The sequence below is a fragment of the Microbacterium sp. genome, from assembly GCF_032084865.1.
Lineage (GTDB): Bacteria > Actinomycetota > Actinomycetes > Actinomycetales > Microbacteriaceae > Microbacterium.
In genome coordinates this window covers 1-12608 of sequence record NZ_DAMDLU010000083.1, presented here as the reverse complement: position 1 = coordinate 12608, position 12608 = coordinate 1, and the positions used below count along the sequence as shown (strand labels likewise).

The following is a 12608-nucleotide window of genomic DNA, read 5'->3' as shown; positions in this document are numbered from 1 at the left end:
CATGACTCAATTGTGCGAGAGACCACCGACATTCGAACAAGAATACGAACGTGAAATCGCGACCGGAAGATCACAACACGATAACGAACGACGCCGCTCTCCGAGCCAGGCGAGCGCCCGCACAGGGTGACGGCGGCTACGGTGTGCGCATGGAAGACGAGCGCGCGGTGCGCCGGCAGCGGCTCAGACGGTCATGCGTCTCGATCTGCTGGACCGCCGTCGCGCTGGGCATGGTCGGCTGGGTGCTCATCGTTCTCGAGCTGTTCGGCTCCGGGCTGCGGCTGGCACTCACCGGTCAGGGGATGGAGCAGGAAGCGGCGGACACGACGCGCGCGGCAGCTCTGGTGATCACGATGGTGTGCAGCGCGACGACCGTCGCCGCCGCGATCACACGCCGCTGGGTGCTGCTGCCGCTCTCTCTGCTGCTTGTCGCGCTGGGGGTGGTACTGCTGGCCGGCGAGATCAACACGACGTGAGCGCACCGCCTCGGACCCCAGGCCGCGCCCAGGCCGGCAGGCGTCAGTGCGCCGCGATCACCTCGAGCACGGCGGCGCCGTAGGCATCCCTCTTCTTCTCGCCGATGCCGCTGATCCCACCCAGACCCGACACGGTCGTCGGCCGATTCTCGGCGAGCGCGCGCAGCGTCGCGTCGCCGAACACGATGTACGCGGGCACGCCCTGCTCGCGAGCGGTCGCCGCACGCCAGGCGCGCAGCGCCTCGAAGAGATCGCGGTCGCCGGCATCCAGCGAGGCGGATGCCGGCGCCTTGCGCGCACGAGTCGACCCGCCGACGCGACCGATGGTGTCTTTACGCAGCGGCACCGCGGTCTCGCCGCGCAGCACGCCGGCCGCCGCATCCCCCGGCGCGAGGGTGCCGTACTCGCCCTGAGCGACGAGGATGCCCCTCGCCAGCAGCTGCCGCACCACGCTTCGCCAGTCCTGGTCGGACAGATCCGCGCCGATGCCGTAGGTGGCGACCTGCTCGTGGCGCATCTTGCGGATGCGGTCGTTCGATGCTCCGCGCAGGATGTCGATCAGGTGCCCGGCGCCGAACGCCTGGTTGCGCTCGCGCTTCAGGCGCACGATCGTCGACAGCAGCTTCTGCGCGGGGACCAGTCCGTCGAACGTGTCGGGCTGCTCGAGACAGGTGTCGCAGTTGCCGCACGCATCGCTGTCCTGTCCGAAGTAGCGCAGCAGGTTCTGCCGCCGGCAGGCGACGGTCTCGCACAGCGCGAGCATGGCATCGAGATGCTGCCCCATCCGCATCTTGAAGGTGCGATCGCCGGGACTCTGGTCGATCATCCGGCGCTGCTGCACGACGTCGCCCAGCCCGTACGCCATCCACGCGACCGACGGCTCGCCGTCGCGCCCGGCACGACCGGTCTCCTGGTAGTACCCCTCGACCGACTTCGGCAGATCGATGTGCGCGACGAAGCGCACATCCGGCTTGTCGATTCCCATGCCGAAGGCGATCGTCGCGACCATGACGACGCCGTCCTCGCGCAGGAAGCGAGCCTGGTTCGCTGCACGCACCTCGGCGGGAAGGCCGGCGTGGTAGGGAAGCGCGTCGAATCCCTTGGATGCCAGATGCTCGGCCGTCTGCTCGACCGACTTGCGGCTGAGGGCGTAGACGATGCCTGCGGCGCCCTCGGGCTGGGACCTTATGAACTCGACGAGCTGTCGCCGCACCTCGACCTTGGGCACGATGCGGTACTGGATGTTCGGGCGATCGAAACTCGCGACGAAGTGCTCGGCCCGACCGAGACCGAGGCGCTCGGTGAGCTCCTGGTGCGTCGCGCGGGTCGCGGTGGCGGTGAGCGCCATGCGCGGCACTCCGGGGAACCGCTCGGCGAGATCGCCGAGGGCGAGGTAGTCGGGTCGGAAGTCGTGCCCCCACTGCGACACGCAGTGCGCCTCGTCGATGGCGATCACACTGAGCGTGCCGCGCTGCAGCAGCTGCGTGGTCTGCGCCGACGACAGCCGCTCGGGGGCGACGTAGATCAGGTCGAGCTCGCCGGCGAGGTACGCGCGCTCGACCTCGCGGCGCTCGTCGGGTGCCTGCGTCGAGTTCAGATACTCCGCACGCACCCCGTTCGCGCGCAGCGCGTCGACCTGGTCGTGCATGAGCGCGATGAGCGGGCTGATCACGAGCCCGGTGCCCTCGCGCACGAGCGCCGGCACCTGATACGTGATGGATTTGCCGCCGCCGGTGGGCATGAGCACGACGGCGTCTTCCCCGCCGACGACGTGCTCGACGATCGCGGCCTGATCGCCGCGGAACGCGTCGTACCCGAAGACCGTGCGCAGCGCCTCGATCGGCGTCGGGAACTTCGACGGCGCGATTCCGGATGCCAGGGCGCGTCCGTCTGTCGCGGCCGGCGTCATCGGACCCGAGCCCCAGTCGAGCGGCGGCTCCCAGCCGTCTTCCGGTGGCACCCAGTCGAGCTCTTCGGGCGGGAGGTCGTCGTAGGGGTACGGCACGTCGTCATACGGCCCCTCGACAGACTCAGGGACCCCATTCGACCGACGCATCCCTCCAGCGTAGCCACCGGCACCGACACCGTGGCCGGCCATCCACACCCGTCGTGCGGAACCGCCCCGGAACCGCCCGTGAACCACACCGGAACCGCCCGCGGAGCTGGCCACTTCGGGGGCCGACACGCCAGATGTCGGACGTTCTCGCGGAAACGGTCCGACATCTGGAGTGTCGGCCCCCGGGCTGTATGGCCCGTCCGGCCCCCGCACCGGCCGGAGGCGACGACGCCCGATAACCTTGAGACGTGGCATTCCGACCGGCGCTGAGCACGCGCACCCTTCTCGTCTGCGCCGCCATCGGCGTCGCCACGGGCATCCTGGGCGGGGTCGCCGGTCTCATCACCGTCGGCGTGATCGCGTTCGCGCCCTGGGCATACGGACTCGTGCTCGGCGTGCATGTGCTGCCCGGGATCATCGCGCAGGAGGTGCTGCGCAAGCCGATGGTGGCGCTGATCACCCACGTCATCGCGGCGCTGATCGCGAGCGCGTTCACCCCGATGTGGGCGATGCGGTACATCGGCACCGCTCTGCTCTTCGGCGCGATCCAGGAGGGCGTGGCCGCCCTCACCCGGTACCGCGTCTGGGGACGCTGGCGATTCTTCGTCTCGGCGGCGATCATCGGCGTGCTGGTGGCGATCGTGGTCGGCTTCGTCGTCGACCTGACGCAGTTCGCTCTGTGGGTGCAGCTGAGCTACCTGATCGTCTCGGTGCTCGGGCCGGTGGCGTGGACGGCGATCGGCATCGCGATCGGCAATGCGCTGCGCCGGGCCGGCATCGCCCCACGCTGAGCGATGCGCCCCTCCCGACGTGATGAGGGTTAGGTCAGGCTAAGTTAAGAGGAACCGCCCGCTCACAGAGGATCCGCCCGTGCGCCCTTCCGCGCCCCTGCTCCGCGTGCGCGACCTGAGCGTCACGCACGAGGGCGCCGCGCACCCCGCGCTGCAGAACGTCTCGTTCGACGTGCATCCCGGCGAAGTGGTGCTGCTGCTCGGTCCGAGCGGATCCGGCAAGTCGACTCTGACCCTCGCGCTGAACGGTCTGATCCCTCAGTCGGTCGAGAACGCGACGATGACCGGCTCGGTGCAGGTGTCCGGCCGTGACACCCGCACGACTCCGGTCGCCCAGCTGAGCCCCGAGGTCTCGACGGTCTTCCAGGACCCCGACTCGCAGCTCGTGACCGGAACGGTGCTCGACGAGGTCGCCTTCGCGCTCGAGAACCTGCGGCTGCCGGCATCCGATGTGCTCGCTCGCGCCGAGCAGGCGCTGCGCCGCGTGGGCCTGTGGAGCCGTCGCCGCTGGAACCCCGACCTGCTCTCCGGCGGGGGACGCCAGCGCCTCGCGATCGCCTGCGCCCTCGCCCTCCGCTCGCGCGTCATCGTGCTCGACGAGCCGACCGCCAATCTCGATCCGCAGGGCGTGCGCGACGTGTACGTCGCGCTGGGCGAGCTGATCCGGGATGCCGAGCAGCGCGCGATCGTGCTCGTCGAGCACGATGTCGACGCGGCCGTCGACCTCGCGACCCGCGTGATCGTGTTCGATCACGACGGGCACCTGCTGCTCGACGGCCCCGCCCGGGAGACGCTGCAGCTGCACGCCGGGACCCTGAGAACCCTGGGTGTGCTCTCGCCCGCCGACCGGACGCCCGCGGCCGGGATGCCCGCGACCGGAGACACCACGCGCCCCGCTTCCTCACCCGATGCCGCCCGGGGCGTCGCCCCGGCGATCACCGCACGGGACATCGTCGTCGAGAAGCGCGGTGCCCGCGTGCTCGACGTGCCCCACCTCGACATCGCCCGCGGGTCGTTCACGGCGATCATGGGGGCGAACGGGGCAGGCAAGACCACCCTGCTGCAGGCGCTCGGCGGCGTGGCGCCGCCGACGCGCGGCACGGTGCGGATCGACGGCGTCGACGTCGGGCGAGCCTCGCCGCGCGTGCTCGCCTCGCACGCCGGCTTCGTCTTCCAGAATCCCGAGCACCAGTTCATCGCCGGCACCGTGCGCGACGAGCTCGCCCACGGTCTGCGCCTGCAGCGGGTCGAGACGGCCGAGATCGACGAGCGCGTCGACGAGATGCTGGCCCGCTTCGGCCTGACGGCGAAGGCCCACACGCATCCGTTCCTGCTCTCCGGGGGCGAGAAGCGGCGACTGTCGGTCGGCACCGCGCTGATCACTCGCCCCGCCGTGATCGCGCTCGACGAGCCGACGTTCGGCCAGGACAGAGCGCGGGCCGCCGAACTGCTCGGCATGCTGCAGGAGCTGCAGCGAGCAGGCACGACCGTCGTCATCGTCTCGCACGACCGCCGGCTGATCGCCGAGTACGCGACCCATGCGGTGCTGGTCGGCGACGGCGAGGTGATCACCGCCGGCCCCGCCGCAGAGGTGCTCGCACAGACCGATCCGGATGCCCCGGCATCCGCCCCCGCAGGTGACCCGGCCGCCCCCGCGACCGAGCCCACGCCCATCGACCCGTATGCCGATGTGCCCGCTCCCGCGCGCTTCTGGCTGCACGGCGTCAACCCGCTCGCCAAGTTCGGCGCCGTCGTTCCGGCGATGGCGCTGCTCGCGTTCACCCGCGACCTGCTCACCCCGGCGATCTTCCTCGCCCTGGCCTACGTGGTGGTCATCACGGGCGCACGGCTCACCTCGCGCATCGTCGGGGTGCTGCTGCTCGGCGTGCCGATGGCCATCGCCGTGCTCAGCGTCGGATTCGGGGTGTGGGTCGACGCAGAGCAGGTGGCCGACACGGCCGCGCTCGTGCGGATCGGCGACTGGACGCTGCACTCCGGAGCCCTGCTCAGCGGCCTGGCGACCGCGCTGCGGCTGGCCGCCATCCTCGCCCTCGCACTCATCGGCGGGCTGACCACTCGCGGGCCCGACCTCGTGCGCGCCACCGTGCAGCAGCTGCACGTTCCGTACCGGATCGGCTACACCGCCCTCGCCGCCTACCGCTTCGTGCCGCGGTTCGGCTACGAGCTGTCGATCATCCGCGCCGCGCATCGTGTGCGCGGGCAGGGCGGCGGTCGTGGTCCGATCGCCCGACTCGCGCGAGGCTGGGGATACATCGTGCCGTTGCTGGCATCGGGCATCCGGCATGCCGAGCGGGTCGCCCTGTCGATGGATGCCCGCGCCTTCGGCGCGCATCCCACCCGAACCGAACGGCACGTCGTTCAGTGGCGCGCGCGCGACACGATCTTCTCGGCGGCGGTGCTGCTGGCATCCGCCGTCGTGTTCACACTGACCTTCCCCTGGCAGCCGAGCTGACCGCCGGGCCACCCCCGCGCAGAGATGCCCGCTCAGAGACGGAAAATGCGGGTCCCGGCGTCGGGAACCCGCACTTTCCATCTCTGCGCCGCGGCGTCGGCGCGGTCAGTCCGCGCTCAGCGCTTGCCGGCGATCTGACGGCCGACGATCTCGCGCATGATCTCGTTGGTGCCGCCGTAGATGCGGTGCACGCGGGCGTCGGTGAACGCGCGTGCGATCGGATACTCCATGATGTAGCCGTAGCCGCCGTGCAGCTGCACGCCCATGTCGAGCACCTCCCACTCGCGCTCGGTGACCCAGAACTTCAGCTGCGCGGCCTCTTCGGCGGTGAGCTGCGAGGCGGCGTAGGCCTTGAGCCCGCGGTCGACGTAGGCCCAGACCGCGTCGGCCGTGGTCGCCATGTCGGCGATGCGGAAGCGGGTGTTCTGGAAGTCGATGACCCGCTCGCCGAACGCATCGCGGCTCTTCGTGTAGTCGACGGTCCACTTCACGGCGGCCTGGATCACCGCAGCGGCAGACACCGCGATCGAGAGACGCTCGAGCGGCAGGTTCATCATCAGCTGGACGAAGCCCTGCCCCTCCTTGCCGCTGATGAGGTTCTCGTCGGGGACGAACACGTCGGTGAAGCTGAGCTCGGCGGTGTCCCAGCCGTGGAAGCCCATCTTGCTGAGCTTCTTGCCCTGGTCGAAGCCCTCCATGCCCTTCTCGACGATGAGCAGGCTGAAGGCGTCGGGGCGGTTGCCCTCGCCGGTCTTGACGAAGATGACGACCATGTCGGCGGTCGTGCCCGACGAGATGAACGTCTTGGCGCCGTTGAGGATGTACCCGCCGTCGACCTTCTTCGCGTTGGTCTTGATGCCGCGCAGGTCGGATCCCGCACCCGGGTCGGTCATCGCGAGCGCACCGAGGATCTCGCCCGTCGCCATGCGGGGCAGCCACTTCTCCTTCTGCTCCTGCGTGCCCATGTGCACGAGGTACGGCACGGCCAGGTCGTCCTGGATGCCGAGGGCGCCCGCCAGCGAGCCGGCGCCGGCGCCGATGACCTCTTCGTTCACGATCGCGCGGAAGCGGTAGTCCTGCAGCATGCCCGCGCCACCGAACTCCTCGGGCACCGAGAGACCGAGGATGCCGGCTTCACCGGCGGCCAGCATGGTCTCGCGATCCACCTCGCCTGCGGCATCCCACCGCTCGATCGCCTCGTTCGTGACGTACCGCTTGACGAAGTCCTTGACCAGGTCGCGGAAGGCCTCGTGGTCTTCTTCGTAGATGTCGCGCTCCATGGCGTCCTCCTCGAATTCATATGCGTCGTCGCACGGCGAGTCTAGGTCGGAATGACATCGCCGGACAGTCGCGTGTGAGAACAAGTCTCACACAGGATGACACTGCGTTCCGCGTTCTGGGAGGTCGCGGTCGGCACCTCAGTGGCTGTAGTCGGGCGCCGGGGGCAGGCCGAAGAACTCCTCGAGCGTATGGAACCCGCCGTCGTGATACGCCTGGGCGAGCTCGGACCCGATGTAGCGGATGTGCCACGGCTCGGGCGCGTACCCCGTGGTGCCGGTGTGGCCCGGTTCGTAGCGCACGATGAATCCGTAGCGCCAGCCGTTCTCTGCGACCCAGCGGCCCTGCGACGTGCCACCGAAGGCCTCGATGGCGCCGCAGCGCGGGGTGCACGCGACGAGGTCGAAGGCGAGACCGCTCTGATGCTCACTGAAGCCGGGGCGGGCCGACACGGCATCCGCCCCGCTCTGCCCCCTGTCGCGCACGTGCGCGCCGTAGGTGCTCTCCTGCACGCCGAACGAGCGGTAGCCGTTGTTGATGCCGATCGTGCCCGAGCCCGCGGCGGCCGCGTCGGCCGCCATCGCCTCGAGGGCCTCCTTGGGCTCGGGGCGCAGCTCGTTCGAGCGGGTGGTGGCACTGAGGCCGATGTCGGCGAGGGATGCCGGGGCGAAGCCGACCGGCTCGAGCGGACGCTGCTTGTTGACGACCACCCACGACCGGTTCGGGTCGGAGAGTGAGATGCACGGCGCATTGTCGTTCGCGACCGCTTCGCGGAATGCGGCACCGCCGCCGAACGACGCGATGGCAGCTGCGTCATCGCCGGTGTCGAGCGCTGCCCGGACGGCATCGTCGGCACAGGGATTCGCGGCCAGCTGAGCGTCGACCTCCACGGAGGGGATCGCCATCGCGGCAGCAGGCGCCGGCAGCTCGACCCGGGCGATGGGGCTGTCGGCGATCACGCCGCACAGGGTCGCCAGCGACGCCATCGCCGTGAAGAGGACACCGAGCGGCAACGCGACCCGCACGGCGAGCGGTTCACGCGCGATGTGTCGGGACTGCGCGGCGCTCATCGAACCATTGTCCCCCACTGGGCGCATCTGCATTGATAGAACAGATATCCGATTACGGGTTGACAGAGATGCGTGTTTTTGTTCGAATGGGTGGATGAGGTGGCAAGGTCAGACGGTGGGCGAGGTCGACGCCGACGCGCTCCCGGGCATGGAGAGCCGCGCGGGAATAGTCCGCTCGGTGACCACACCCGGGTTCGCCGGAATGACCTTTCACGAGGTGCTCGCCAAGTCCGCCCTCAACGCGGTGCCCGGCGCCTCGCGCATGCCGTTCGCGTGGACCGTGAACCCGTACCGTGGATGCAGTCATGCGTGTTCATACTGCTTCGCTCGGGGCACGCACGAGTACCTCGACCTCGACGGAGGTGCGGACTTCGATTCGCAGATCGTCGTCAAGACGAACGTCGTCGAGGTGCTGCAGCGCGAGCTGCGACGCGGGTCGTGGAAGCACGAGACCGTCGCACTCGGCACGAACACCGACCCGTATCAGCGGGCGGAGGGTCGGTACCGGCTCATGCCCGGCATCGTGCAGGCTCTCGCCGATTCGGGCACGCCGATGTCGATCCTCACCAAGGGCACACTGATCCGCCGCGACATCCCCCTGCTCGTCGAGGCGGCGAAGCGGGTGCCGATCGACATCCAGATGTCGATCGCGATGTACGACGACGACCTGCAGCACGCGATCGAGCCCGGCACCCCCAGCACGCAGGCGCGCCTCGACACGGTGCGCGCGCTCAGCGATGCCGGTTTCCGCGTCGGGGTCTTCCTCATGCCGGTGCTGCCACACCTCACCGATTCGCTTGCGGCGATCGACGGGGCGCTGCGGCGCATCAAGCAGTCCGGCGCCGACCATGTCGTGTACGGTTCGCTGCACCTGCGCCCCGGCGTGAAGCCGTGGTTCTTCCAATGGCTCGAGCGCGAGCATCCGGAGCTGCTGTCGTCGTACCGCGGGCTCTACCCCGGCGTCTCGGTCGAGGCGCCGAAGGCCTACCGCCAGTGGCTGGCGAAGCGCATCCGCCCGCTCATGCGAGTGCACGGGCTCGACGCCCGCTCCGAAGAGGAGAACGACAGCATGCGCGGCCGACGGATGCGGCAGCGCCCGGCTCCGGCATCCGTCCGGACGACCACCTCCCCCGCCGACATGCTGTTCTGACGAGCGAGTCGACGCTGTCGCTCGGCGCATAGGCTGAGCGGATGTCGACGCTTGATGACCTGCCCGTCTCCGAGTACGCCTTCCCGGGGCCGCTGCGCGACCTGCTGGTGGGGGCGATCCGCGCGGGCGAGAAGACCACGACGACCTTCCTGCTGCGCGAGCTCGAGATCGACGACGAGCCGATGACCGTCGTCGGCGACCGCGCGGCGGTGATCGACTCCGCGGGAATCCCCGTCGGCATCGAGACTGTCGAGGAGGTGCGCGTCGTCCGCCTCGCGGACGTCGACCTTGCGCACGTTCTCGGCGAGGGTGAGGGCTACGCCAGCGTCGCCGAATGGCGAGCCGGGCACGAGAGCTTCTGGCACGGCCGGGAGTACCGCGAGTCCGTGGGCGACCCGGAGTTCCGCGTCGACGACGACACCCTCGCCGTGCTTGTGCGGTTCAGCTTCCAGACGGGCTGACCCACGGTCGGGTTCTGCTCGCAGCCCTCTCGACGAGCGGTGGGCGCCGCCGCCGCTCCGACGATCAGACAGAGAACTGCCGGGACGCCCGATGCGGCAGCCCCGGATTCCGGCATCCGAGCGCACGGCCTGCGTGCCGACACGCTGTTCCGGTCCGGCGCGGGGCCACACTCACAGAATGCAGAGGCGAGCGGAGTATCGTCGACAGGTCCTCGCGTTCGATGCCCGCCGCAGCGGCTCGATGCTCGACGGCTTCGACGAGTGAGAGTGCCCAGATGACATTTTTCAGCCGACCGCAACCGGGCACGCTGCCGATGACGCTCAAGTTGATCGTGGCGATCCTCATCCCTTCGGTCGTCGTCAGTCTCATCGCCGGGCCGTCAGCGAGCATGGGATTCGGACTCGCGATGGGGCTGGGCATGGCCGTCGCTCCTGTGAGTCGACCACGGCAGAGCGTCGTGCTCATGCTCGCCGGCGCGGCCCTGGGGGCACTTGCCTCATGGGCTGACTCGACGCCGTGGGCGATCGCGGCGCTGATGTTGACCTCGGCGATCCTCTTCGCGATCGCGAATCAGCGCTCCGCCGGCCTTCTCTCGCTGGCGCCGGTGATGGTGATCCTCTTCGGACCAGGCCCCATCCAGCTCAGCTGGTGGGCAGCTGCGCTGTGGATCCTTGCCGGCGCGGTGACCGGAGCCGCCATCACCCGACTGCTCAAGTTCCAGGCGCCGACCATGCCGGTCGACAAGCGCACTGCCTGGGAGCACGGCATCACCGTCGGCCTCCTCAGTGCGGGAATCATGTACTGGGCGCTGGCTGCAGACATCCCGCACGGGTACTGGGCCGCCGTCACCGTGGTGATGGCGTTGCGACCACTGGCGGCGCAGCGGCGCGAGACGATCTCGGGTCGCTTGGTGGGCACGCTGGCCGGCGCGATCATCGCCCTGCTGGCCGTGCTCCTGCTTCCGACGTGGGCTGCCCTCGTGATCGCGATCCTCGGCCTGTTCTTCCTGGTCTGGTACTCGATGGGCGGCTCGTACCTCATGCAGACCCTCGCGCTGACGCCGATGCTGCTCATCTTCGCTTCGCTCGGGGATGTCGAACGCGGTTTCGAGCTGACCGTCGAACGGGTGCTGTTCACGGTCGTGGGTGTAGCGGCGGCCGTCGTGCTCGCCCTGGTTCTGCACCTCGCGGATCGACGACGCGGGAGTCGCTGAACGCCGATCTGCGGGTGGCATCGTTCACCAATCCGGCGAGATCACGAAAAGACCGTCGGGATCCGGCCCTGATGGGCCGCATCCCGACGGTCTCTCCTGACGTGCGAGCGCGCTCAGGCGGTGAGCTCGGCCTCACTCGGCATCCGGCCGGCGATCTCCTCGATCACGTCGTCACCGGGGGCGGCCTGGTCGAACGGCGCGTCGATCTCGGCGCGACCGAGCAGGTCCTCCATGCGGCGACGGCGCTGACGGGTGATCAGCGTGACCACGCGACCGGAGCGGCCGGCACGACCGGTGCGACCGGAGCGGTGCAGGTACGTCTTGTACTCGTCGGGCGCGTCGGCCTGCACGACCAGGTCGATGTCGTCGACGTGGATGCCGCGGGCGGCGACATCCGTGGCGACGAGCACCTGCACCTTGCCGGCGGTCAGCTTCTGCAGGTTGCGCGTGCGCTTGGCCTGGTTCAGGTCACCGTGCAGCGAGACGGCGGCGATGCCGGCGTCTTCGAACTGCTCGGCGAGCATCTCGGCGTAGGCGCGGGTGCGGGCGAAGACGAGGGTCTGCCCGTCACGGTCGACGAGCGAGGTGAGCACATCGGCCTTGTCGCGGTGCTCGATGACGAGCACGCGGTGGTCGATGGTGCTGGAGTCCTGATCCTCACCGGCGACCTCGTACACCGCCGGATCGACGAGGAACTCGTCGACGATCGCGGCGACCTCACGGTCGAGCGTGGCAGAGAACAGCAGCTTCTGGCTCCGGGCCCCCTCGAGAGCGGTGCCGGTCTTGCGCAGGATGCGCTGCACCGGCTCGGCGAAACCGAGCTCGGCCATGTGGTCGGCCTCGTCGAGCACGGCGATGCGCACCTCGGAGAGATCGAGCTTGCGCTGCTCGATGAGGTCTTCGATGCGGCCCGGGGTGCCGATGATGATGTCGACGCCCTTGTTCAGGGCACCCACCTGGCGCGCCTGCGGCACCCCGCCGTAGATCTGCGTGGTGAACAGACCGACGCTGCGGGCGATCGGCTGCACCGTGCGGTCGATCTGCAGCGCCAGTTCGCGCGTGGGAGCGAGGATGATCGCGCGCGGCTTGCGGCCGAACTCACGGCGCTTGCCCTTCTGCGACAGCAGGATGCTCTCGACGAGCGGCGCGCCGAACGCGATGGTCTTGCCCGAGCCGGTGCGGCCCCGGCCGAGCACATCGCGTCCCTGCAGGATGCTGGGGATCGTCGCGGCCTGGATCGGGAACGGCGTCGCGGCGCCCATGTTCTTCAGGATCTCGACGATGTTCGACCCGATGCCCAGGTCCCCGAAGGTCACATCGGCGACCTCGGTGGCCTGCACGGCCTCGGCCTCGAGCCGCTCGTGCACGCCATCGATCTGCTCCTCGTGCTTCCCCTCGGTCGCTGAGCCTGCCGAAGCGTTCCAGTCGCTGCGGTTCGGACGGTCGTCGCGGTTCTGCCGGGCCGGACGGGCGTCGCGATCGAAGCGGGGGCGCTCGGCACGGTCGGAACCACCACGGCGGTCACCCCTCGACGGGCGCGCGTCGCGATCGAAGCGGTTGCCGCGTTCCGGGCGCGCATCACGATCGAAGCGGGGGCGCTCGGTACGGTCGGAACCACCGCGACGGTCATCACGCGCGG

General features: G+C 69.6%; 10 protein-coding genes. 6 read left to right on the top strand and 4 right to left on the bottom strand.

Annotated elements, in window-relative coordinates:
* Positions 1-149: 149 nt before the first annotated feature.
* Positions 150-476, top strand: coding sequence for a hypothetical protein (locus tag RT309_RS09745; RefSeq protein ID WP_313356674.1), 327 nt, complete (start codon positions 150-152; stop codon positions 474-476).
* 43 nt (positions 477-519) lie between these two features.
* Here RT309_RS09745 and recQ read toward each other — a convergent pair whose 3' ends face one another.
* Entirely contained in the window at positions 520-2532 is a 2013-nt protein-coding gene (gene recQ, locus RT309_RS09740; protein ID WP_313356673.1) for a DNA helicase RecQ, read from the bottom strand.
* A gap of 248 nt (positions 2533-2780) precedes the next feature.
* Here recQ and RT309_RS09735 point away from each other — a divergent pair, with 248 nt between their 5' ends.
* Together RT309_RS09735 and RT309_RS09730 are read left to right on the top strand one after the other, a co-directional pair.
* Positions 2781-3323, top strand: a complete 543-nt coding sequence (locus RT309_RS09735; protein ID WP_313356672.1) for an ECF transporter S component — start codon at positions 2781-2783, stop codon at positions 3321-3323.
* 79 nt (positions 3324-3402) lie between these two features.
* Positions 3403-5796, top strand: coding sequence for an ATP-binding cassette domain-containing protein (locus RT309_RS09730; RefSeq protein ID WP_313356671.1), 2394 nt, complete (start codon positions 3403-3405; stop codon positions 5794-5796).
* A 116-nt stretch (positions 5797-5912) separates the two neighbouring features.
* On the opposite strand, the gene RT309_RS09725 is transcribed toward RT309_RS09730, so the two are convergent.
* Both RT309_RS09725 and RT309_RS09720 read right to left on the bottom strand, forming a co-directional pair.
* Entirely contained in the window at positions 5913-7076 is a 1164-nt protein-coding gene (locus RT309_RS09725; RefSeq protein WP_313356670.1) for an acyl-CoA dehydrogenase family protein, read from the bottom strand.
* 138 nt (positions 7077-7214) lie between these two features.
* Positions 7215-8144, bottom strand: a complete 930-nt coding sequence (locus tag RT309_RS09720) for a M15 family metallopeptidase (protein ID WP_313356669.1) — start codon at positions 8142-8144, stop codon at positions 7215-7217.
* A gap of 94 nt (positions 8145-8238) precedes the next feature.
* On the opposite strand from RT309_RS09720, the gene RT309_RS09715 reads away from it, so the two are divergent.
* The 3 genes from RT309_RS09715 (at position 8239) to RT309_RS09705 (ending at position 10969) form a co-directional block, all read left to right on the top strand.
* Positions 8239-9294 (top strand): Rv2578c family radical SAM protein, encoded by a 1056-nt coding sequence (locus RT309_RS09715; RefSeq protein WP_313356668.1) that lies wholly within the window; start codon positions 8239-8241, stop codon positions 9292-9294.
* Between the two features lie 41 nt (positions 9295-9335).
* Entirely contained in the window at positions 9336-9755 is a 420-nt protein-coding gene (locus RT309_RS09710; protein ID WP_313356667.1) for an ASCH domain-containing protein, read from the top strand.
* A 314-nt stretch (positions 9756-10069) separates the two neighbouring features.
* Positions 10070-10969, top strand: a complete 900-nt coding sequence (locus RT309_RS09705) for an FUSC family protein (protein ID WP_313356666.1) — start codon at positions 10070-10072, stop codon at positions 10967-10969.
* Positions 10970-11082: 113 nt separating this feature from the next.
* Here RT309_RS09705 and RT309_RS09700 read toward each other — a convergent pair.
* On the bottom strand, positions 11083-12608 hold a 1526-nt coding region (locus tag RT309_RS09700), incomplete at its 5' end, for a DEAD/DEAH box helicase (RefSeq protein ID WP_313356665.1).

Excerpts from the sequence above, each read along its gene's own strand:
- RT309_RS09745 (WP_313356674.1), top strand. The coding sequence starts at position 150 with ATGGAAGACGAGCGCGCGGTGCGCCGGCAGCGGCTCAGACGGTCATGC.
- recQ (WP_313356673.1), bottom strand. The coding sequence starts at position 2,532 with ATGCGTCGGTCGAATGGGGTCCCTGAGTCTGTCGAGGGGCCGTATGAC.
- RT309_RS09725 (WP_313356670.1), bottom strand. The coding sequence starts at position 7,076 with ATGGAGCGCGACATCTACGAAGAAGACCACGAGGCCTTCCGCGACCTG.
- RT309_RS09720 (WP_313356669.1), bottom strand. The coding sequence starts at position 8,144 with ATGAGCGCCGCGCAGTCCCGACACATCGCGCGTGAACCGCTCGCCGTG.
- RT309_RS09715 (WP_313356668.1), top strand. The coding sequence starts at position 8,239 with ATGAGGTGGCAAGGTCAGACGGTGGGCGAGGTCGACGCCGACGCGCTC.
- RT309_RS09710 (WP_313356667.1), top strand. The coding sequence starts at position 9,336 with ATGTCGACGCTTGATGACCTGCCCGTCTCCGAGTACGCCTTCCCGGGG.
- RT309_RS09705 (WP_313356666.1), top strand. The coding sequence starts at position 10,070 with ATGACGCTCAAGTTGATCGTGGCGATCCTCATCCCTTCGGTCGTCGTC.